Source organism: Chryseobacterium balustinum (assembly GCF_900168205.1).
Lineage (GTDB): Bacteria > Bacteroidota > Bacteroidia > Flavobacteriales > Weeksellaceae > Chryseobacterium > Chryseobacterium balustinum.
Genome location: NZ_FUZE01000022.1, coordinates 1 through 20,814, shown reverse-complemented (window position 1 = coordinate 20,814; position 20,814 = coordinate 1). Strand labels below are relative to the sequence as shown.

The 20,814-nt window shown below is 35.4% G+C and carries 21 protein-coding genes and 1 pseudogene; 15 read left to right on the top strand and 7 right to left on the bottom strand.

Annotated features, from left to right (window positions below):
* Positions 1-575 precede the first annotated feature (575 nt).
* The 3 genes from B5X64_RS18335 to B5X64_RS18325 are packed head-to-tail and all read left to right on the top strand — an operon-like array spanning position 576 to position 2,415.
* The gene (locus B5X64_RS18335) at positions 576-1,343 is read left to right on the top strand and encodes a ParA family protein (protein ID WP_079466624.1); all 768 of its coding nucleotides are present in this window, start codon (positions 576-578) and stop codon (positions 1,341-1,343) included.
* Positions 1,344-1,345: 2 nt separating this feature from the next.
* Positions 1,346-1,783, top strand: coding sequence for a DUF3408 domain-containing protein (locus tag B5X64_RS18330; RefSeq protein WP_079466623.1), 438 nt, complete (start codon positions 1,346-1,348; stop codon positions 1,781-1,783).
* Between the two features lie 2 nt (positions 1,784-1,785).
* Positions 1,786-2,415: a hypothetical protein gene (locus tag B5X64_RS18325; RefSeq protein WP_079466622.1), complete on the top strand. Its 630-nt coding sequence runs from the start codon at positions 1,786-1,788 to the stop codon at positions 2,413-2,415.
* Between the two features lie 170 nt (positions 2,416-2,585).
* Here the strand turns inward: B5X64_RS18325 and B5X64_RS18320 are convergent, their stop codons facing one another.
* Complete coding sequence (locus B5X64_RS18320; protein ID WP_228419001.1) at positions 2,586-7,043, bottom strand: NACHT domain-containing protein; 4,458 nt, start codon at positions 7,041-7,043, stop codon at positions 2,586-2,588.
* An 88-nt stretch (positions 7,044-7,131) separates the two neighbouring features.
* Between B5X64_RS18320 and B5X64_RS18315 the strand changes: the two genes are divergently transcribed.
* From B5X64_RS18315 to B5X64_RS18265, 11 genes are read left to right on the top strand one after another with little or no spacing between them, the layout of a single operon-like run.
* Positions 7,132-7,437 (top strand): DUF4134 domain-containing protein, encoded by a 306-nt coding sequence (locus B5X64_RS18315; RefSeq protein ID WP_079466621.1) that lies wholly within the window; start codon positions 7,132-7,134, stop codon positions 7,435-7,437.
* An 11-nt stretch (positions 7,438-7,448) separates the two neighbouring features.
* Positions 7,449-7,781, top strand: coding sequence for a DUF4133 domain-containing protein (locus tag B5X64_RS18310; RefSeq protein ID WP_079466658.1), 333 nt, complete (start codon positions 7,449-7,451; stop codon positions 7,779-7,781).
* Positions 7,778-10,285 (top strand): TraG family conjugative transposon ATPase, encoded by a 2,508-nt coding sequence (locus B5X64_RS18305; protein WP_079466620.1) that lies wholly within the window; start codon positions 7,778-7,780, stop codon positions 10,283-10,285. Before B5X64_RS18310 ends, B5X64_RS18305 begins: the two co-directional genes overlap by 4 nt.
* 35 nt (positions 10,286-10,320) lie before the next feature.
* Positions 10,321-10,938, top strand: coding sequence for a DUF4141 domain-containing protein (locus B5X64_RS18300; RefSeq protein WP_228419011.1), 618 nt, complete (start codon positions 10,321-10,323; stop codon positions 10,936-10,938).
* A gap of 1 nt (position 10,939) precedes the next feature.
* Positions 10,940-11,932, top strand: coding sequence for a conjugative transposon protein TraJ (traJ, locus tag B5X64_RS18295; RefSeq protein WP_079466618.1), 993 nt, complete (start codon positions 10,940-10,942; stop codon positions 11,930-11,932).
* A 13-nt stretch (positions 11,933-11,945) separates the two neighbouring features.
* The gene (traK, locus tag B5X64_RS18290; RefSeq protein ID WP_079466617.1) at positions 11,946-12,569 is read left to right on the top strand and encodes a conjugative transposon protein TraK; all 624 of its coding nucleotides are present in this window, start codon (positions 11,946-11,948) and stop codon (positions 12,567-12,569) included.
* A gap of 10 nt (positions 12,570-12,579) precedes the next feature.
* Complete coding sequence (locus B5X64_RS18285; protein ID WP_123920938.1) at positions 12,580-12,822, top strand: hypothetical protein; 243 nt, start codon at positions 12,580-12,582, stop codon at positions 12,820-12,822.
* Positions 12,815-14,146: a conjugative transposon protein TraM gene (gene traM / locus B5X64_RS18280; protein WP_079466615.1), complete on the top strand. Its 1,332-nt coding sequence runs from the start codon at positions 12,815-12,817 to the stop codon at positions 14,144-14,146. The genes B5X64_RS18285 and traM overlap by 8 nt, the downstream gene beginning before the upstream one ends.
* Positions 14,147-14,167: 21 nt before the next feature.
* Positions 14,168-15,064 carry a conjugative transposon protein TraN gene (traN, locus tag B5X64_RS18275; protein ID WP_079466614.1) on the top strand — a complete coding sequence of 299 codons (897 nt, stop codon included), beginning with the start codon at positions 14,168-14,170 and terminating at the stop codon, positions 15,062-15,064.
* Position 15,065: 1 nt separating this feature from the next.
* A complete protein-coding gene (locus B5X64_RS18270; protein ID WP_079466613.1) occupies positions 15,066-15,626 on the top strand; it encodes a conjugal transfer protein TraO in 561 nt (186 codons plus the stop codon).
* Between the two features lie 9 nt (positions 15,627-15,635).
* Complete coding sequence (locus B5X64_RS18265) at positions 15,636-16,082, top strand: DUF3872 domain-containing protein (protein ID WP_079466612.1); 447 nt, start codon at positions 15,636-15,638, stop codon at positions 16,080-16,082.
* Between the two features lie 391 nt (positions 16,083-16,473).
* On the opposite strand, the gene B5X64_RS18255 is transcribed toward B5X64_RS18265, so the two are convergent.
* Genes B5X64_RS18255 through B5X64_RS18245 form a run of 3 tightly spaced genes read right to left on the bottom strand, consistent with a single transcriptional unit; the run spans position 16,474 to position 18,495 of the window.
* Positions 16,474-16,917: a JAB domain-containing protein gene (locus B5X64_RS18255; RefSeq protein ID WP_079466610.1), complete on the bottom strand. Its 444-nt coding sequence runs from the start codon at positions 16,915-16,917 to the stop codon at positions 16,474-16,476.
* 52 nt (positions 16,918-16,969) lie between these two features.
* Positions 16,970-18,043, bottom strand: a complete 1,074-nt coding sequence (locus B5X64_RS18250; protein ID WP_079466609.1) for a DUF932 domain-containing protein — start codon at positions 18,041-18,043, stop codon at positions 16,970-16,972.
* A 41-nt stretch (positions 18,044-18,084) separates the two neighbouring features.
* On the bottom strand, positions 18,085-18,495 hold the full coding sequence (locus tag B5X64_RS18245; RefSeq protein WP_079466657.1) for a single-stranded DNA-binding protein: 411 nt from the start codon (positions 18,493-18,495) through the stop codon (positions 18,085-18,087).
* Between the two features lie 633 nt (positions 18,496-19,128).
* On the opposite strand from B5X64_RS18245, the gene B5X64_RS23390 reads away from it, so the two are divergent.
* Positions 19,129-19,335 (top strand): transposase, encoded by a 207-nt coding sequence (locus tag B5X64_RS23390; protein WP_079466607.1) that lies wholly within the window; start codon positions 19,129-19,131, stop codon positions 19,333-19,335.
* Between the two features lie 65 nt (positions 19,336-19,400).
* On the opposite strand, the gene B5X64_RS18230 is transcribed toward B5X64_RS23390, so the two are convergent.
* The 3 genes and pseudogenes from B5X64_RS18230 to B5X64_RS23070 form a co-directional block, all read right to left on the bottom strand.
* Complete coding sequence (locus tag B5X64_RS18230; protein ID WP_079466606.1) at positions 19,401-19,874, bottom strand: hypothetical protein; 474 nt, start codon at positions 19,872-19,874, stop codon at positions 19,401-19,403.
* The gene (locus tag B5X64_RS22875) at positions 19,846-20,607 is read right to left on the bottom strand and encodes a hypothetical protein (RefSeq protein WP_228419007.1); all 762 of its coding nucleotides are present in this window, start codon (positions 20,605-20,607) and stop codon (positions 19,846-19,848) included. The genes B5X64_RS18230 and B5X64_RS22875 overlap by 29 nt, the downstream gene beginning before the upstream one ends.
* Positions 20,581-20,766 (bottom strand): annotated as a pseudogene (locus B5X64_RS23070) (RHS repeat-associated core domain-containing protein); the annotation flags it as partial. The gene B5X64_RS22875 and the pseudogene B5X64_RS23070, both read right to left, overlap by 27 nt.
* Between the last annotated feature and the right edge of the window lie 48 nt (positions 20,767-20,814).

Here is a 20,814-nt window from a genome sequence, read left to right as displayed (position 1 = left end):
TTCTTCGAACACCAACATCTGTCATCAGGACAGACTATTATAACCATCTTAGAAAGCTTTATGCTTTTATCTTTTATCTCAAAAATTAGATTTGAAGGACTCATGTTATATTTTATAAGTTATTGTTTTACAAAGTAAAACATAGTTAAAAGCAAACGATCTACTGAACGATTACGCAAAGACAACCTTTCGCAGTCAAAGACAACCACTTTAATGGAAGCGAAAGAAATTCATGAGTTCTTTGCTAAAGAATTCTGTACAGCAGTCTTGCAATCATGACCGTTGAACAGAAAGAATTCCGGATTGCAAACATTCTGGCAATCAATAAAGCAGGGATCCTGAAATTATAGAAAGACAGCCAGAACTCAATCACGCCGTCCAGAATACCAGCAAACTAAGAAACCAGCAATCCTGCAATCAAGAAATATTGATTCTAAGAAAAACTGAAGCTCAGAAAGCATGATAGCTTTCCTAACTGACTGACAGTTAAAGTGAGTATGAGACTGAATGCATGAAAGCTGGAAATCAAGCTTAAAAAATGAAATTAATAATTTTTAAATCATAATTTTTAAAATATGGACACCAAAAAACAACCTTTATTTATTGCTTTTTCATCACAAAAAGGAGGTGTAGGAAAAAGTACCTTTACGACTCTTTTAGCGAGCATATTACATTATCGACTGGGCTATAATATTGCGGTATTCGATGCAGACTTTCCACAACACAGTTTAATGAAAATGAAAAGCCGTGATCTCGCTATGGTTATGGAAAATCTGCACTTAAAAAAACTGGCTTACAAGCAATTTACAACCATCAACAAAAAAGCTTATCCCATTCTGCAATATAAGGCAGATCATATTTTAGAAGCTGCACACGAATTTTCAGAAACATCACCTATTCCTATTGATATCATCTTTTTTGATCTTCCGGGAACCGTTAATACTCCGGGAATCCTAAAAGCTTTGGCAGGAATGCATCATATCTTTACCCCCATCACAGCAGACCGGTTAGTTATGGAAAGCACATTAGTTTTTAGCCAACTTTTACAGGATGTTATTATGAAAAAAGGAGAAACATCCCTTAAAAGTATCCATTTATTCTGGAATCAGGTCGATGGCAGAGAGAGTACGCCTTTGTATAACATTTACAATGACTTGATACACCAACTGGGTTTAAATTTAATGGATAGTCGGATTAAAAATTCTACCCGTTTCAGAAAAGAAAGTGAAGAAAATTCAAAAACAGTTTTCCGTTCCACTTTGCTACCTGCGGATGAAAATTTATTAAAAGCCTGCAGGCTTGACCTTTTCCTCATTGAGTTTTTAAAAATCATTCAAATCTAGTTATGGAAAAAAACATCAAGAAAAACATTACTTCAGATATTAACGAAGAACTGATGATGAACATGATGGTCGATGGTGTAAAAAAAGAAGGTTTGGAGATTCCTGAAACCGATAATTCAGGGATTCAAAACTCAGAAATTAATGAAAAGATTGTTCTTGAAAAAAAAGCTGTCCAACATCAAAAAAAGAGTTCAAAGCTGAAAAATATGGAGAGCTATGGTCAACAATTTCTTGTCAGCCATTCGATGAAAAAACGAGGAGACAAAACCATTTACATCCGCAAAGAATATCATGAAAGATTATCCCGAATCATTCAGGTTATAGGAAAGGATGAAATTCCTCTTTATGCTTATTTGGATAATATTCTTGAACATCATTTTGAACTATTTGAGGAAGCTATTACTTCGGACTTCAATGAACATTTTAAACCCCTTTTTTAATTATGGAAATTTTAATATTAGTCTGCCTTCTGATTATCATTGTATTGATGATGAAAGAAAAAATGGTCTTTCAAAAAAGATCAGAAAAAGAAATTACATCTGAAAATACCAAACCACCTTCAAGTATTATGGGACTGTCTCAATCTGTAAAAAGCCAGACGTTGCCAAACAACGACGGAGAGTCTCATATTGAAAAACAAACGCATAGAAATTCTAATTTTGAAGAAGAAATCAACGATAAAAAAGTTGATATTCAAATTACGCAGGAAGAATTAGATGACATTTTCAGAAGTACTCTAGATTTTGAGGAAGAGGAAGAAGAATGGAGTCAATATCAAATTTTCGATAATGATAACGGTTTAGCCACAGGGGTAACCTTTGAAGAATTAAATACCGTGGAGGCATTTCTGAAAGATCAAAATTCAGAATTATATCAAATGGAAACAGCGGCAAATATTATTCAAAAATTAAATGGAACCGAATTATTCAATTTATTAGAAAATTCTATTGAAGGGGCATCAATCAAAATAGCAGAGTTATTAGACCTTAACCTTTCTTTTGAAAACAATTCTAATTCTTCCTTTTACCAAAATAGCAATCTTGCTAGATTTGACATTGAAGATTTCACTTAAAATTAATAGCACTATTTTTTTTAACATTAAATAACAATAATTATCATTTTTTTAGATTTTTTAGGCATCCTTATTGCTTCTAAAAGAAACGATTCTCATGTTTAATTTGAGTTTTCATGGTTATTAGTTTTTACCTAGCTTCGGCTAGGTTTTTTTTATGGTGTTTAGTATTATTTATCTATTCTTCTTTCCTCTTTAAAAAAAGAATTTTGTTGTAGAACATTTTCTTCACCAAAATGAAGAATGTCATAGATATTTAACCTACCGTTCCAACTTCTAAAATCACCCCCTATCGTTAACTTCTCTCCCATAGATGCCCAAATGATGTCTAAATCATTTTTTTCTAAAGCTTCTAACAAATCTTTCTTTCTAACTAAAAGAGACGAAATAGTAGATGTTGTTGTATTTGGATCAAAACAAATTACCTCATTACTATCATTCACATAAGTCCCTTCAGCAGCAGAATATTTAAGTTCAAGGATATCGAACAGAAAGCGAGTTGGTCGATGAAAAGAAATAGGTTGAGTTTTTGATGCATCAAACTCTTCCTCCCAATTATAGAAAATAGTAGTTCTCGCTAATTGTCCCATATAATTATAAGATGATTTCTCATCATATAACTCAGTCCATGTCTCACCATGATAATAAGGAACAGTAAATGTTTGCTCAGCTGTAGACCAATAATATTCCCTACTAAACAGCTCATATCTACTTGACACTTCTGGAATATGAATTCCGGCTAATTCTCTATTTTGCAAATAATCCAATAACTGCTTTTTTTCAGATTTTTCTATAATATAACTGCTTAGCATAAAAAATAATCTTTTTCTTTCACTGTCAAATTCTTCCTCTCCTCGTTCAGAAGGTTCAATCCAATCTGGATAAGATTCTAAAACAAGCCATTCTACACCATTTTCATCAGTAACTTGTACAATATCCTTCAAACTTGGAAAATTTGTTCTATCAAAAATCCATTCATCCAAAGGTTGATCATCAGTATAACTAAAATTAACTGGATTCCACCAGAAAATTCTTTGTTTATCATCCGGATTATCTTTCATTATTATTGTTGGATCTATATCGCGAACATATGGACTCCATGGTCCCTCATAGTTAATAGGTTCAGCATCCTTCGAATAATAATTTTCATAAAGATGGTAATGATCTGAAACTATAGCCAAAATTTCATAAAATGCAATCCATTGATATTTCTTTCCAATACGTTCTGTACGGTGATCATGTCTCCCTGAAGAATCAACCTCATTATCAAAATATCCGTGTTTGTTAACATCATACCCATATTTTTCAAAAATCCATTGTACAGCCAAATTGCTCCAAACATTTTCATCAATCCTCCATCTACTTAAGCCACTTTGGAAAACATATCTTCCAAAGTCTCCGTATCCTCCCGTTGATCTGCCATACTCAGTTATCATTGATTTAAGAATTTGATTTTGGCTTCGATAATGCGGTTTATAACCAGTGTCGTTATACTCAAAGGTATATTGATCAATCTCTTCATTTGTCGGAAAACTTTCTGGTAAAATACTTCTATAAGGAGGTCTTACTTTCTCAGTATCAAAATTAAAATCATGGCCGTTATATATTGCGAATTCAATAACTCCTCTCGCATAATCTCTCAAAAGAATGTCGGGGATTATGTTTTCTTTGGAAAAAATATTTTCATAAACACATTCTCCTAAATTTTTAAGTTGATTTTTGTCATTTGTTCTTAAGGCACAACCATACGCTACAGCATATATTCTCTGTAAAATATAAGAATCATTAACATCACTAAATTTATTGATAAGATTTATTAAAACGGGTATTCTATCTTCCAAAAGGCATACTAATGCTTTTGTTGCAGAATCACGCAGAACTCTGTTTGAGCTTCCTAATAACCAAACTATCATTTGACTTAACAGTTGAATAGATTCATCCGAAACAAAGTCCTTCGGATACTCGTTCCACGACCAATTAATCAGTCTTTTTATCTGAGGTTGCTTCATATAGTAATCCTCAAAATGCTCATTAACGAAACGTATCCACCAAGCATCTCTATCCGCCATACTTAGCTTTGAGAGCTTATGATGAAGAAAGTCACTGTTAAAATGATTTTTAGGATTTGCAGAAACCTGTAATATCGTAGAAAAAAATTGATTATAATGAATTACCTTGTTTTTAACAGTTTCATTAATGTAATCTTCCGTCGTTTTACTTATCGTATCAGCTCTTCTCCATATTATACTTTGTAATAAAGAATCAGCTACTGAACTAAATTCTTTTACTTGTTTAGGAACTAAATCATATAATTCTCGTCCAATAACTTCTGGTAGCTGTATAGATAACGCTTCAATAATCCCCTTTTTATCGTCTGCAGAATATTCATCTTTTATGAGTTCAAGTAGTTTTTTGGGAGTAAACTTGAATCCTAACTTTTCTCCTATTTTTTTTAACCCTTTAACTAAATTAGAATCTTTGCTAAATGACGACTTAGGATTTTTTTGATTTAGATATTTTTCAATATAATACTTTGCTATCAAGTGATCACTGAATCTTTCATAAGAAATATATACACAAGCAACATGTTCAGAGTCTTTATACAATACATTTTCAGTTAAAACTCCTTCAGAAATTATATCCTGAAAAAATTGAGATTTATCCTTAACAGAATTGCATTCTTTCATTTGGATAATAAAATCAAAGGCATGATCAAATGGTAAAAAAGAATTATTGGTCTCCATAATTTCTTCTGCAATTTTTTGAACAATTTTTTGAACAAGATTTAATTTTACAGGAATATTATGTTTATCTGAAATCGCCTCATTTACAGCATCTAAAAAAAAGTCCATAATTTTAGTAATTCCTTCATACCCATCAGGAATTTCCTGCAATCCTTTCTTACTTAATCCTTCACAAAATAACCTTAAAAATAAAGGGTTTGAAAATTCGGGGTGAAGGAGAGGTATGCTTGGTTCTTTAATACCGTGGTTTCTAAAATATATCTTTGTTGCATCATATTCATGATTAGAAAATCCATAGTGCTGAATGCGCAACGCAATATTTCCCTTGTGAATAGCTTCTGAAACTAGCATCCTTTCATATGATTTTCGAACACTTAGAACAACACCAACATTAGGAAATCTTGAAAAATTATCTAAAAAAGTTAATAGATGATTCTTCCAAATAGTTTTACCAAGACCTTCATTAATTGCATCAATAAATATGATGAGCCTGGAAGTAGTACTTTCGGCTTTTGCATTTAACGCTCCTAAAAACTCATTTACATTACCGGATAAATCAAGTAGTTTTTTGATCTGCGACCAAGGATCTTCTGCTGTTGAAAAATGCTGTCCCAATAGCAAAATAGAATATTGCCCTCTTTTTTCTCTAATTTTAGCAATATCTGCAAGGAGGTGAGATTTTCCAACGCCTACCTCTCCTGATAAAATTAATCTCGGTGTGTTTGATAAAAAAACTGTGGGACTATTTAAAAAACTATGTAATTCACTGATAGCAGAAATTAAATTGTTACAATCTCTAATTTGGCTATTATAGGTACTCTTAGGTGAATTGTACTGATTATTTGTTTTTCTTTCTTGCTTTACTTCGTAATCCATCTTATAGAAATAACCAATTAGATTTTCTACAAATTCCTCACAAACGCTAATCTCTCCTACTATCTTTTCTTTATCAATAAATGAAACTTCTTCAAAATCTATAGAATCTATTTCGTTGACAACGCTCAAACCACAGGTCTGAATTTTTTCACATAGTTCTACGGCTGCTCCCTCAAGTTTCAATGAATATACCCTCTTTAGTTTTTTTATAAAATCATGATAATAATTATTGAATTGTTTTTGAAAAAAGCTATCTCTTGCAAGCCCATCAAATATTTTTGCGATAGGTAAGTCAACATTATTGTCCGGTGTATAACGCTTTTCAAGATTTAATATGCTGTGATTTAGCTTTTTTTTAAACCATGAGTCTGAAAATTCATCTTTTTGAAACCAAAATTTTATTTTCCCTTCATTTACTGGTTTCGCTAAACGGTCAAAAATTTCAGAATTACCCCAATAGATAAATTCGACAGATTTACCCAAAGAGTTTGCGTAATCTGTCCATTCTTTTACATAATCATTCCATCGATCCATGAACCACTTTTGGTCTTCTAATCTTGGATCTTGCCTATCTAATGGTATACAAATATAATATCTTGTAAGGTTAGGGTGCTTTTCTATAGCTTTCTTAAATGATTTTGTCAATTGTTTCCACTGACTATCAGCCATCGATGAAAAATACTTTGCCTGCCAACCATATTCATCCCCATTATCTAAAACACAATATGATTCTACACCTCCATCTGGAGCTGCAACTCTAATGAATTTTTTTCGATTTTGAATTTCTTCTGTTCGTGCTAGTTGGCAAACCAATTCTTCGAAACCATTTTTTATATCCCCATTAAAAGGTCTTAAGTTGAGCCATTCAGTATTCATCAATAATATTTTATTTAAACTCCCGTAATAGAGATTTTCATGTAAAAATATTAAAAAATACAATCTCAAAAAATTAAATATTTCACCATAATAATATTCCATTGATTGCCAAATAAACGCTACAAAAGCCATATCCTAATTTCTCATAAGCTTACCAACCACCTTTGTCTCCAAAGCCCACATACTGTGGGTAATGCTAACAATTTAAACTGTTTACATTATGGAAAAACAAAGAAAAAAGCTTCTGATTTCAGCATTGGCTTTACTAATGACCATCCCTTTATCCGCTCAGGGAAACGGAACTGCCGGAATCAATGAAGCCACTCAGATGGTCACCTCTTATTTTGAGCCAGCTACTCAACTCATTTATGCCATTGGAGCAGTCGTCGGACTCATAGGAGGAGTCAAAGTGTACAACAAATTCAGCAGTGGTGACCCCGACACCAGCAAAACCGCTGCAAGCTGGTTCGGAGCCTGTATCTTCCTGATTGTTGCAGCCACTATCCTCCGTTCATTCTTCCTTTAAAAATGATGATTATGAATACCTATAACATCAATAAAGGAATCGGAAGAACCGTAGAGTTCAAAGGATTAAAAGCGCAGTACCTATTCATTTTCGCAGGGGGTCTTTTAGGTCTTTTGATTGTCATAATGATTATGTATATGGCAGGAGTCAGTACTTATTTCTGTTTGGGATTAGGAGGTATTAGCGCCAGTTTACTGATTTGGCAGACTTTCTCACTCAACAGAAAATATGGAGAACACGGATTGATGAAACTGGGTGCAAACAAAAAGCATCCCCGATACATCATCAGCCGAAAGTCCATCTTCAGATACATCAAAAGCAATTCTAAAAAAGCTGAAGCATGAGAAATATATCAAAAGCAGCAACTTTGGAAAGCAGGTTCCCACTATTAGCAGTAGAGGATAATTGTATTATTTCAAAAGACGCTGATGTTACGGTCTGTTTCAAAGTGAGGTTACCCGAGCTGTTTACCGTTGCTTCCGCAGAATATGAGGCCATCCATTCCGCATGGTTCAAGGCAGTCAAAACATTACCTGATTATAGTATCGTTCATAAGCAGGATTGGTTTATCAAAGAAAATTATAATCCGGACTTATCACAAGAAGATCAGAGTTTTTTGTCCAAATCTTTTGAAAGACATTTCAATGAAAGACCTTTTCTGAATCATTACTGTTATCTCTTCATTACCAAAACCAGCAAAGAAAGAATGAGAATGCAGAGTAATTTCTCATCCTTATGCAAAGGAAAACTCATTCCAAAAGAACTCAGGGATAAAGAAGTTATTGGCAGATTCATGGAAGCGGTTGATCAGTTCGAAAGAATCATGAATGACAGCAGTTATGTGAGATTGGAAAGAATGACGGAAGATGAGATCACCGGAACAAAAGATCAGTCAGGACTTTTGGAGCAGTACCTTACTTTATCCAGAGAAATCAATCCATCCCTTCAGGACATCAACTTGGGCGCAGAAGAAATGCGGATCGGCAATAACCGAATTAGCATGCACACATTATCTGACACTGATTATCTTCCAGGAACAGTCTCTCCTCACAGCCGTTATGAAAAACTAAGCACAGACCGAAGTGACTGTCTGCTGTCATTTGCTTCACCGGTAGGACTTTTACTCAACTGCAATCACATTTACAATCAATATCTGTTTATTGACCATAGTGAAGATAATCTCAGCAAATTTGAAAAGTCCGCCAGAAATATGCACTCACTGGCAAGATACAGCCGGGCGAACCAGATCAACAAGGAGTGGATTGAAAAATACCTCAATGAAGCCCATTCATTCGGTCTTCAATCCATCCGTGCCCATTTCAATGTGATGTCCTGGTCAGATCAGGCATCAGAACTCAAACAACTGAAAAATGATACAGGAAGTGCTTTGGCATTAATGGAATGCAAACCCCGTCATAATACGACAGATGTTGCTACCTTGTATTGGTCAGGAATTCCGGGAAACGCAGGTGATTTTCCAAGTGAAGAAAGTTTCTACACTTTCATTGAGCCCGCGCTGTGCTTCTTTACCGAAGAGACCAACTATCAAAATTCACCCTCACCATTCGGGATCAAGATGGCTGACCGGTTAACCGGCAAACCCATTCATCTGGATATTTCAGATCTGCCGATGAAGCAGGGCATCATCACCAACCGTAATAAATTTATTCTCGGACCCTCAGGAAGCGGTAAATCTTTTTTCACCAACCACATGGTCAGACAGTATTACGAGCAGGGAGCTCATGTCTTACTGGTAGACACCGGAAACTCCTATCAGGGGTTGTGTGAACTCATTAAAGGAAAAACCAAAGGAGAGGACGGCGTGTACTTTACCTACACTGAGGACAATCCGATTGCTTTCAATCCTTTCTATACTGATGACGGAATCTTTGATATTGAGAAAAGAGAAAGCATCAAAACTTTGATTTTAACCTTATGGAAAAGAGATGATGAACCGCCTACAAGATCGGAAGAAGTCGCATTGTCCAATGCTGTCAGCGGCTATATCGAGCAGATCAAAAAAACGGAACATCTACCATCATTAAATGGCTTTTACGACTACGTAAAAGATGATTATCAGGCAGTACTGGAACAGAAAAAAGTACGTGAAAAAGATTTCGATATCGCCAACTTTCTGAATGTTCTCGAACCCTATTATAAAGGAGGAGAATATGATTACCTGCTCAACTCAGACAAACAGCTTGATCTTTTATCCAAAAGGTTTATTGTATTTGAGATTGATGCCATCAAAGACCATAAAATCCTATTTCCTATTGTGACCATCATCATTATGGAAGTCTTTATCAACAAAATGCGCAGACTCAAAGGAATCAGAAAACTGATCCTCATAGAAGAAGCATGGAAAGCTATTGCCAAAGAAGGTATGGCAGAATATATCAAGTATCTGTTCAAGACCGTCAGAAAATTCTTCGGCGAAGCCATCGTAGTTACCCAGGAAGTAGATGATATCATCCAGTCTCCAATTGTCAAGGAAAGTATCATCAACAATTCCGACTGTAAGATTTTACTGGATCAGCGAAAGTACATGAACAAGTTTGATGATATCCAGGCGATGCTGGGTTTAACGGATAAAGAAAAAGCTCAGGTACTTTCCATCAATATGAACAATGATCCGAGAAGACTTTACAAAGAAGTCTGGATTGGATTGGGAGGAACGCATTCAGCAGTCTACGCTACGGAAGTTTCCACGGAAGAATATCTTGCCTACACGACGGAAGAAACAGAAAAAATGGAAGTCATGAACCTGGCCTCCGAACTTGATGGCAATGTCGAGAATGCAATCAAGAGGATTTCGCTAAAGCGGATCAAATCGACAAAAGAAAATTAATCAATTAAAATTTTACAACAATGAAAAATTTAATCATGACCACGATGATGGTTACAGCGGTGGCGTTGACCTCCACAGCAAAAGCACAGTTTGTAGTGACAGACCCAGCCAATCTGGCTTCAGGAATTTTGAATTCAGCAAACGAAATTGTTCAGACATCAAATACAGTTTCCAATGTGGTCAAAAACTTCAATGAAGTCAAGAAAGTCTACGAACAAGGTAAGGAATATTATGATAAACTCAAAGCTGTGAACAATCTCGTCAAGGATGCAAGAAAAGTTCAGCAGACTGTATTACTGGTTGGCGATGTTTCTGAAATGTATGTGAACAATTTCGGGAAAATGTTGAATGATCCCAACTTTAATGCTCAGGAACTGACTGCTATTGCGAACGGCTATTCCACATTACTGAATGAAAGTACAGAACTTTTAAAAGAGCTTAAACAGATTGTCAATACCAGCAGTCTTTCATTAAATGATAAAGAAAGAATGGATATCATTGATAAAGTATACAAGGCTGTTAAAGATTATCACAATCTGGTTCGCTATTATACTAACAAGAATATTTCTGTCAGTTACCTGAGAGCCAAGAAGCAGAACAACACCCAACGGGTGCTTGATCTTTACGGAACGTCGAATCAAAAATACTGGTAAGATGGAGCCTACAAACTTACACGAAGTTTTAAGAACAGTCTATGATGAGATGATGCCGATGTGTGCAGATATGGCAGCAGTCGCAAAGGGTGTTGCAGGATTGGGAGCACTTTTTTATGTAGCCATAAAAGTTTGGCAGGCACTAAGCCGTGCTGAACCCATTGATCTATTTCCTATGTTGAGACCATTTGCTATCGGAATCTGCATTATGTTTTTTTCAACATTGGTTTTAGGAAGTATCAACGGGGTTTTAAGCCCCGTTGTTCAAGGCAGTCATTCCATGTTGGAGGATCAGGTTTTGGATATGAATGAACTTCAGCAGAAAAAAGATTTATTGGAAAGAGAAGCCATGCTCATAAATCCTGAAATGGCCTATCTGATCTCAGATGATGAGTTTGATAAAAAACTGGAAGAACTGGGATGGTCTCCATCGGATCTGGTAACGATGTCAGGAATGTATATGGAAAGACAGATGTTTGAAGTTAAAAAACAAATCAGGGATGGCTTTAGAGAATTTCTGGAAATTCTCTTTCAGGCAGCAGCACTCGTTATTGATACCATCAGAACTTTTTTCTTAATTGTTCTGTCCATACTCGGTCCAATTGCCTTTGCAATATCGGTTTGGGATGGATTTCAATCAACACTCACGCAGTGGTTGACCAGATACATCAGCGTGTATTTATGGCTACCTGTTGCTGATATTTTCAGTGCTATCCTGGCAAAAATACAGACGTTGATTTTGGAACGGGACATAGAGATGCTCGCTGATCCTAATTTTATTCCGGATACGTCCAACACTGTTTACATCATCTACATGATTATCGGAATTATTGGGTATTTCACTGTTCCAACCGTAACAGGCTGGGTTATTCAGGCAGGAGGTGCCGGAAACTTTATGCGCAATGTCAATCAGACCGCATCGAAGTCCGGAAACATTGCAGGAGCAGCTGCCGGTTCAGCAACAGGAAATATTTCAGGAAGGTTATTAAAATAATTAAAACAAAAAAATGGAATTTAAAATCTTAAAAAATATCGAAAACAGTTTCAGGCAAATCAGATTATTCACTTTTATTTTTGCCCTGTTATGTTTTGGAGTTGTAGGGGTTGTTGTATACAAATCATACGAGTTTGCCGAAGAACAGCGTCAGAAAATTTATGTATTGGATAACGGAAAATCATTGATGGTTGCCTTATCTCAGGATATGTCGTTAAACCGCCCTGTAGAAGCAAGGGAGCATGTGAGACGTTTTCATGAACTCTTCTTTACGATTGCACCGGATAAAAATGCGATAGAAAGTAATGTAAAAAGAGCATTCAATTTAGCTGACCAGTCTGCTTTTAATTATTACAAAGACCTTTCAGAAAAAGGATATTACAACAGAATTATTTCAGGGAATATCCAGCAGAGAATTGAGATCGACAGTGTTTCTGCCAACTTTGACAGCTATCCTTACCAGGTTCAGACCTTCGCAAAGCAGTTTATCTACAGATCCAGCAATCTGACCAAGAGAAGTTTAATTACCAGCTGTGTACTTGTCAACTCGGTAAGGTCTGATAATAATCCTCAGGGATTTACGATGGAAAAATTCAATGTTATTGAAAATAAAGATATCGAAACTGTTGACCGCTAAAATGTATAGTATGAAAAAATTCAGAATAGCAGTTGACCAATATATCAACTCAATCGAAAACCGCTGGAAATCTTTAAGCTACAGCAGACAGAGAACATTGACAAAGTTTTTTTTGGGAATTTATGTGGTGCTGACCGTTTTAACCATCACCTACATTTGGTACGAAACGTCTAACGGAAACAATATCCTTTCTATTAGTCATATTCAGGGAATTCCTCAAAGTATAATTACTAAAACCCATCAGGATGAATAACGAGAACAGAAACCAGATTCGACTTACCGAAGGCAATTCCGATAGAATGGCTAACGAGGAACAGTCATTGAGCAATCTGCAGAGATTTGAAAAATTCAAAAAACCACTTATCTATTTCTTAATGGCTGTTGTCTGTGCGGGTTGTCTCTATCTCATTTTTAAACCCAAAGAAAAGAATCTTCTCATTGAGGATATCGGTTTTAATTCAGCAGTTCCACAGGCCGCTGATGACAAACTGCAGTCTGATAAGCAGAAAGCTTACGAACAGCAACTGTTGGAACAGAAAAATGAAGAAAAAAGAAACACTTTGAATTCATTATCTGATTACTGGAATGATGGTCAGGCAACAAATCTTTCACCAGGTCAATCCACCCAATTCAACTCGACCGACAAGCCAGGAATGCTGACGCATGGCGACCAAAATGCGATGAACAGTTACCGTAATGCGCAACAGACTTTGGGAAACTTTTACAGTCGGGATGATCAGGAAGTAAGTAACTTGAAAAAAGAGATTTCGAGATTAAAAAATGAATCTCTGCAGAATAATTCTACGCCAAAAGGTAGCGGAATTAATGAACAGTTGGAACTGATGGAAAAGTCGTACCAGCTTGCAGCAAAATATCTTCCATCATCTCCTCATCAAAATGGAAATATTACACAAACAAAACCATCTGATACCTCTGTAAAATCTGAGCTAACAGAACCAAAGGTTAAGATTAATTCAGTAACGCAACTCAACAAAAGTGTAGTATCTGCTTTGTACCGTGAGCCTGGTGACAGTGCGTTTCTAGCGAGCTTGAGCAAAAACAATTTCATAGGTATACAAGGTTATCAGGACAACAATCAAATTACCCAAAACAGCATCCGAGCAGTCATTCATCAAACCCAGCTGGTCACTGCTGAGAGTTTCATTTCATTACGACTTTCTGAACCAATGCTACTAGGTCGAACATTAATTCGAGAGGGAACTTTATTGAAAGCATCATGCAAATTTCAGAGTGGAAGATTGCAATTAAAAATATCCAGTATCGAATATCGAGGCTCTATTCAAAATGTCGACATCAGTATTCACGATAATGATGGTCAACTGGGTTTAGATATTCCTTACACACCGGAACAAAATGCTGTGAATGATATCGTTGCCAATATGAGCCAGTCATCAGGAACAAACATCATGATGACTCAATCTGCAGGTCAGCAAATCGCTTCTGATTTAACCCGCGGCGTTGTTCAGGGAGTTTCGGGATATTTTCAAAGAAAGGTCAGAATGCCTAAAGTAACTGTAAAAGCCGGTCATCAAATTCTTTTGGTAGCTAAAAATTAATCCTTAATAAATTAAAATTCAATGAAAAATACTTTAAATAAATGGATCACTCTGCTGTTGTTGATCATCAACCATTCAGTCAATGCACAGGATAAAGATGGTTTGATGTCACTGAACCAGGGAAGACTTGAACCCTACAAAATGGAAGTTACCTACAACAAAACAACACACTTATTATTTCCTTCACCTATTAGATATGTTGATTTAGGAAGTGAAAACCTGATTGCCAACAAGGCTGATGATGTTGCGAATGTTTTAAGGGTAAAAGCATCAACAAGAGATTTTGAAGAAGAAACCAATTTCTCAGTGGTCACTGAAGATGGGAAGTTTTACAGCTTCGATGTTTTTTACAGCTCTTACCCAGACACTTTAAACTATGATCTGCTTAAACTCCAGCGTAATAATGAAAAGGAATATGCTGCAGATGTGACTTTTGATGAGATGGATGGAAGCACATCTTCTCTGACAGAACTGATCATGCAGAACTTGTACAAAAATCCAAAAAGGACCATCAAGCACATCGGAAACAGAAGCTTTGGAATTCAGTTTTTGCTTCGGGGTTTGTATGTGCATGAAGGTAAATACTATTTTATTATACACCTAAAAAACTCCGGAAACATTCCCTATCCCGTTGATTTCATAAATTTTAAGATTGTTGATGAGAAGAAAATAAAAAGAACAGTGGTACAGGACAGGATATTGTCTCCGCTTAGAAATTATTCTACAATCGCCAAGGTGGAAGAACATGATGAAGCACTTGATATTTTCCTGTTGGATCAGTTTACGCTGATGGAAGGTCAAATCTTAGAAATAGAAATTTTAGAAAAAAAAGGCGGTCGGAATTTAAAAATGCAGGTTACCAACAACGACCTGATTGGTGCATCTGTTTTTAAAGATATCAATCTAAAACTGAAATAACATGAAAAGGCTACATTTTTATGTCATAAGCTTATTTCTGATGAGCTTAACAGCAAAAGCTCAGCGGTTAATTCCTACACAGAAAGCGATTGAATTGAATGCCGGATTTCTTTTAAATGATTCTAAAAGCGAGAATTACTTTCTCAACACAACAATAACGAATCAGTCAGGGAAAGGAAATTATAGCTTTTTCAGTTTTGAATACCAGAATGAGAAACATAACTATAAAACCGTCTTAATACCGATTGAAACTTTCCTTGCCGAAGCAGGTTACAGTTTTAATCTTATATCAGATCGCAAAAAGAACTTGTTATTTAACTTCTCGTTATCTGCCACAGCAGGGTTTGAGAGCATTAATAAAGGAAATAATCTGCTTTTTGACGGAGCTGAGATTTTAAGTGAATCCAATTTTGTTTATGGAGCCGGCGGGACAGTTTCTATAGAAATTTATCTTTCAGACCGAATTGTTTTGCTCCCTCATGTAAAAGCAAAGGCTCTGTGGAATTCCTCCCGTGAACTGATCAGGCCTTCTGCAGGTCTTGGAATAAGAATTAATTTATAAAATTTACCCATGAAAAATATTAAAATCATCATAAAAAAAGGGCTTGCCTTACTGCTGCTTATTCCGGTCATGATACTTTTTGAATTGAGTCTGTCATCCTGCTCAACAGATGAATTGGAGATACAGCAAAATTTCCCATTCGAGCTTCATATTATGCCAATTCCAAAAGATATTGCTACTGGAGAAACTGTTGAAATCAGACTGAAAATCGTTCCAAAAGGTCACTATACCGAAACTAACTATTATCTCAGGTATTTTCAGTTTGATGGCAGTGGAACACTTCGTTATAATGATGAGCTACCATACAAACCCAATGATTCATACGAGCTTAGCGAAAAAGAATTTAGACTGTATTACACCTCAACATCAACTGTTTCACAGAGTTTTGATGTCTGGATTTACGATAGTTTTGGAAATGAAAGACCCATTAGTTTTCAATTTAATACTAAAGATTAGCAGTAACACATCCCACTAAAATTGTGGGATTTTTCATTGATTAGAAAGCGTACAATTTGCAAATAAAAGTAATTATTAAGAGGTAACTTAATAAAGCTGCAGGACTGTGCTGATGGAGTATTGGGTTACTTTTGCATACAAAAAAGAAGTTTTCGATAGTAAAGAGAAATTTTCTTTTTTCGGACTTAAAAAATTATCGGACTATCTTAAATAGACCACATCATAACCTGCAATATCTTTGATGAAAATTTGAATTACTAAGAACAAATTCATCAAAGTTATTGCTCCTTGAAAAATGCGAAAAGACGTTTCCGACCACAGGAAGGAATTGTCTTTTCGCCCGAGATGAAAAAACGGCAACCTAAAGATTGCCGTTTTCATTTCTATATATTTACAAATGTCCGTCATCTGCAAACGATATATAAGCACTAGAAGTTAATATACAATGGTCGAGCAATTGAATATTCAACAACTGCGAAGCTTCTTTAATCTTCTGTGTAATATTTAAGTCTTCCTGCGATGGTTTCAGATTACCCGATGGATGATTATGTGCTAAAATAATTCCTGATGCATTACACAAAAGTGCAGCCTGCATAATGATTCTGACATCAACAATCGTTGACGAAATTCCAGATTCAGAAATTTTCTTTATTCCTAAAACTCTGTTTGCCTGATTTAAATAAAGGGCAAAAAAAGATTCTCGGTAATCTATTTCCTCACTATCAAAATGCTCTTTAAAAATTTTGACAGCATCCCGTGAAGTTGTAATCAGCTTTTCACAATTTCCCTTTCTTGAATAGCTTAGTTTTATTTCGTTTACAATATTGAATTTCATATTTTGTACTCTGAATACGGCAGAGATTTGTTTTTCCCGTAATTATAAAAAGTTAGTTCATCAAAATTGAATCAGCTCCGAAACCTGCAAACTTCTCGCACAGCTCAAAAGCTTTTTGAGATTTCATTTGAGCAGTTCCACCCATGACAATAGACTGTAATTTGGTTTCATCGTCTTTATATGTTTTAACATTCTTATAAAAACCTGTCACCGCATTGTAAGCACCGAATAAAGTTCCTTTGGTAGTTTCCATTTGCTGACTTTCACTAATCATTGCATAGGCAAAAGCATCATCTACCGTATTTTTAAAGAGTGTTGAAATTTCATCAAAATTTCCTTTCTGTAAATGAGTTAGAGTTTCTTTATTAGGACAAAGGGCCAACTGAATCAGTCTTTTCATTTCATAGTCTCCGACGGTTATTTTTGCCCAATGATTAAAAGTGTTTTCTAATTCATTACTTAATTGATTGGCTAAACCCATTACTTTGTGAGCATCTTCCAAACGCTGTTTTGCTCCCGCTGTATGTCTGATTCGTACGACATTGCTCATGTCTTTCAATGATGCGTTTAAAGTGTTTTGACAGACAATGCGTACCGAAGTAAAGGCGGCGGTTATGCTTCCGCTTCCATCGTGGGAGGTGGTAAGAAAAATATATTTTTCCGTTATATCATCACCATTTCCTACACGAATATAGTCAGGAAGTTTAGCCGTAATAAAAATTCTTTCACCATTTCCTAAAGCTCCGGCAGTCTCGTACAGAATTCCATCTCCACCGCCTATTATAGAGTCAAAGAAAGAAAAGGTCTCGCGGTTTTGTACAATGTGGTAATCTTTGCCGACCACTCCCAAAACTGTGTTGTTATCGGTACGAATGTTGGCTAAATAGTTCGGGACTTCCAATGCTGAATCGGTTATTTCTATTCCGTTGCTATTTTCTATAATGCCTGCACCTTTTGTAAACAGGGGAGACTTTTCAACCTCGTAGTCTAGTCCTGCAAATTTGATGGCTTGTTCACTTGTCGGGTACTCCTGTACGATCTGCCCCAAGTTATGCCATGCTTTTTCCTTTACGCTGAAAAATGAATATTTTCCTGTTCTGTTGTTGAAATTTAAATTATGTGCCATGATGTTAAAATTTTATTGTTAGAAAATTGTGTGTAATTGTTTTAAAATGGTAAATCATCTTCTTTGTCGCTGTCATCAGATTTGGATTTAGAATTTGCTTTTTTATCTGGTTTCTTCGAATCAGATTTTTTAATATCACTCTTTTTCCCACTGCTATGCACTTTAATTTGTGAAGTATGGAAATTTAGGCCTGCATGAGGTTCCCCGTCCTTCCCTATCCATGCAGAAGTATAGACTCGTCCGCTTAATTCTACCAATGTACCTTTTGTTAAAAAGTCTGCTACCTTTGGAGAAATCCAATAGGCGCATTCAAAATAGGTGGTCTGTTCGATCCGTTCGCCTAGCTTGTTGCGATAATTGTCATTGGTAGCAATTGAAAAATTGACCACCTGCTTTTCATTGGACAAGTTGCGAACTTCCGCATCTCTTGTCAGTCTTCCGATAATGTTCATAATCGTTGTTTTTAAGATTGTACACTTTGAATTGTTCTCAATCTCTTCACCGTCCTTTCTCTGAAAGCCCCCTCTGGGCTTCGTCGAATATTTTTCAAAAGAAAAACCGGAAAAAAGAAAGCAGATAATCATAGCGGACAAAGGGGGAAAGCCAAAAGGAAACGGAATAATTGGAGGGTACCTTTAGGGAGGAAACCGTTTATGCCGTAGTCTTTTGACTGGGAAAGAAATGGATGGGAGCTGTACCTTAGCTGCCTTTTTACTGGTTTATTTTGTTAAATGTTTAAGTTTTATATAAAATAATAAGAGAGTAATGAATAAACAGGTTAATAAGATCTCTAAAGATGGAGTGAATGAATTTCAGAGTTGAGATTAATTAACAAACAGTTTTCTACCATTTTACAGTATACATTAACCAATAGTGATTTTGAGATTCAGTTTAAGCGCTCAGGATGATCAATTTATTTTATTATTCAGCTTTAGTAAAACCATAAAGTAATTTGAAATCATAGATAAATTTCTCACTTTTTTTCTGTTCATATTTATCAATAATATAATTCTCCCAAAAACTGGACATTTTATCCTTAAAATTGCTAACAAAAACGATTAATTTTAGGTTATGTGAATAGGTAAATTCACAGAAATCCAGATTTTGGCAATTTACAAGAGTATAAGTCAGGACAAACAGCAAAAGAATTATCTCGGAAATATGGTTTTCACTATCAAACATTGCATGATTGGAAAAAGAGATTCGGCGGGATCAGTTCTACAAAAGAACTGCAAAAAATTAAGGAATTAGAACCTGAAAACTACCGCTTAAAGAAGATGTTTGCCAAATAAGGGATTATAAAGCGAAAAAAGCGTATTCGTAAAACTAACAAAACCACTCAATGAGTGGCTTTGGTTTACTTATTTATTCGTTTTTCTTTTTCCTTATAGCGTGTTAAGATTAAAACTCCTTCATAATTATTACGTTTTGTTCCCTGTAATATAATAGTGTCTTTATTATAGTAAAGTATCTTCCGAGTGTCCTTATGGTAATATCCACTTTTAGGGTTTCTTACAGAACCAATAGCAACAACAGAATCATTGATAATAAACCATTTTTCAGGATTATATAGATCATCTTTCGGTATGGTATCTAAATTCTTGGTCGTAGAATTATTGATATATTGAATCTGTCTTCCGTCTTTAAAAAATTCTTTTACTCGAAAAGGATAAAACCCTTGAGAATAATGTACGCTGTCAATACTATAGGCATACCATTTTTTACTTGTTTCTCCTGCAAAAACTGACTTTATTTTCTCCTGCTTATTTTCTTTACATGCAAAAACAATAAAAAGAAAAAGGCTAATCTTGGGAATGTTTAATATTTTCATATGGTTTTGATGGATAAGTGCTATTTCCTACTGTTACAGTGATTATTGTACTTGTTGGTAAATTATTTCCTCCGTTGTATGTAGTAATGGTCACACCTCCTGTATTTCCTGTACTATTATTATATTCATTGATCATATTCATAGGATTATTACCATAACTTGATTCTTTTTCCGCTGCATTGAGTACTCGTTGACCAAAACTTGCTGCCTGTCCGTATCTATATCCCTGTGTTGTCTTACCAAAGTCAGGGTTTCTAGCTTCATTCAAATAAACTTTTGCATGATCTACAAAAGTATAATCATCAGGGTTAATATTTTCATTTTTATGCCCTAATTTTCCTCCCTCATGATTTAATGTGTATCTGATATTGTAAGCATTATCATAAGTCCCTTTACTTAAATGTTTTGTATTAAAGAAAACATTACCACTAGAACTAGTTAAAGCAGACCCTCGTGATCCTTTATATACACCTGTGTATCCGGATATACCTTTTTCACTAGAATAATGTGATAATAAATTTGATACTGCTTTAGTTGTTCCACGACTGCTGTAATCTAATTGAGATAAACTTGCAGCACCTGTATTGCCTTTTAATTGAGATAATTTTGTAGCAGAGCTATTAGTATGGACAACTACATTATTGGTGCTTTTATTATCTGTTCCGATATAACGCCCATATTTATTAAAATGATCATCAACAGGAACTCTACCATCAGGATCAGTAAACCTAATCGGATTATTAAATGCGTAATTGTAAGGACTATGACGAGTCATTTTTTCCGTCAGCGGATCTACCACACCCCATCTTCCAATATCCGGCATATAGAATCTTGCGCCGTAGTCATACATTCCGGTCTCTTGGAGTTCTTTGCCATTGTATTTATAATTGTACAATCCCGCTCACCTTTTCAGGATTTGCCTACTCCGGGTTTTTCGTGC

What these genes read in the sequence shown, in the direction of transcription:
- B5X64_RS18335 (WP_079466624.1), top strand. Translation starts at nt 576, where the DNA reads ATGGACACCAAAAAACAACCTTTATTTATTGCTTTTTCATCACAAAAA.
- B5X64_RS18330 (WP_079466623.1), top strand. Translation starts at nt 1,346, where the DNA reads ATGGAAAAAAACATCAAGAAAAACATTACTTCAGATATTAACGAAGAA.
- B5X64_RS18325 (WP_079466622.1), top strand. Translation starts at nt 1,786, where the DNA reads ATGGAAATTTTAATATTAGTCTGCCTTCTGATTATCATTGTATTGATG.
- B5X64_RS18320 (WP_228419001.1), bottom strand. Translation starts at nt 7,043, where the DNA reads ATGGCTTTTGTAGCGTTTATTTGGCAATCAATGGAATATTATTATGGT.
- B5X64_RS18315 (WP_079466621.1), top strand. Translation starts at nt 7,132, where the DNA reads ATGGAAAAACAAAGAAAAAAGCTTCTGATTTCAGCATTGGCTTTACTA.
- B5X64_RS18310 (WP_079466658.1), top strand. Translation starts at nt 7,449, where the DNA reads ATGAATACCTATAACATCAATAAAGGAATCGGAAGAACCGTAGAGTTC.
- B5X64_RS18305 (WP_079466620.1), top strand. Translation starts at nt 7,778, where the DNA reads ATGAGAAATATATCAAAAGCAGCAACTTTGGAAAGCAGGTTCCCACTA.
- B5X64_RS18300 (WP_228419011.1), top strand. Translation starts at nt 10,321, where the DNA reads ATGACCACGATGATGGTTACAGCGGTGGCGTTGACCTCCACAGCAAAA.
- traJ (WP_079466618.1), top strand. Translation starts at nt 10,940, where the DNA reads ATGGAGCCTACAAACTTACACGAAGTTTTAAGAACAGTCTATGATGAG.
- traK (WP_079466617.1), top strand. Translation starts at nt 11,946, where the DNA reads ATGGAATTTAAAATCTTAAAAAATATCGAAAACAGTTTCAGGCAAATC.
- B5X64_RS18285 (WP_123920938.1), top strand. Translation starts at nt 12,580, where the DNA reads ATGAAAAAATTCAGAATAGCAGTTGACCAATATATCAACTCAATCGAA.
- traM (WP_079466615.1), top strand. Translation starts at nt 12,815, where the DNA reads ATGAATAACGAGAACAGAAACCAGATTCGACTTACCGAAGGCAATTCC.
- traN (WP_079466614.1), top strand. Translation starts at nt 14,168, where the DNA reads ATGAAAAATACTTTAAATAAATGGATCACTCTGCTGTTGTTGATCATC.
- B5X64_RS18270 (WP_079466613.1), top strand. Translation starts at nt 15,066, where the DNA reads ATGAAAAGGCTACATTTTTATGTCATAAGCTTATTTCTGATGAGCTTA.
- B5X64_RS18265 (WP_079466612.1), top strand. Translation starts at nt 15,636, where the DNA reads ATGAAAAATATTAAAATCATCATAAAAAAAGGGCTTGCCTTACTGCTG.
- B5X64_RS18255 (WP_079466610.1), bottom strand. Translation starts at nt 16,917, where the DNA reads ATGAAATTCAATATTGTAAACGAAATAAAACTAAGCTATTCAAGAAAG.
- B5X64_RS18250 (WP_079466609.1), bottom strand. Translation starts at nt 18,043, where the DNA reads ATGGCACATAATTTAAATTTCAACAACAGAACAGGAAAATATTCATTT.
- B5X64_RS18245 (WP_079466657.1), bottom strand. Translation starts at nt 18,495, where the DNA reads ATGAACATTATCGGAAGACTGACAAGAGATGCGGAAGTTCGCAACTTG.
- B5X64_RS18230 (WP_079466606.1), bottom strand. Translation starts at nt 19,874, where the DNA reads ATGAAAATATTAAACATTCCCAAGATTAGCCTTTTTCTTTTTATTGTT.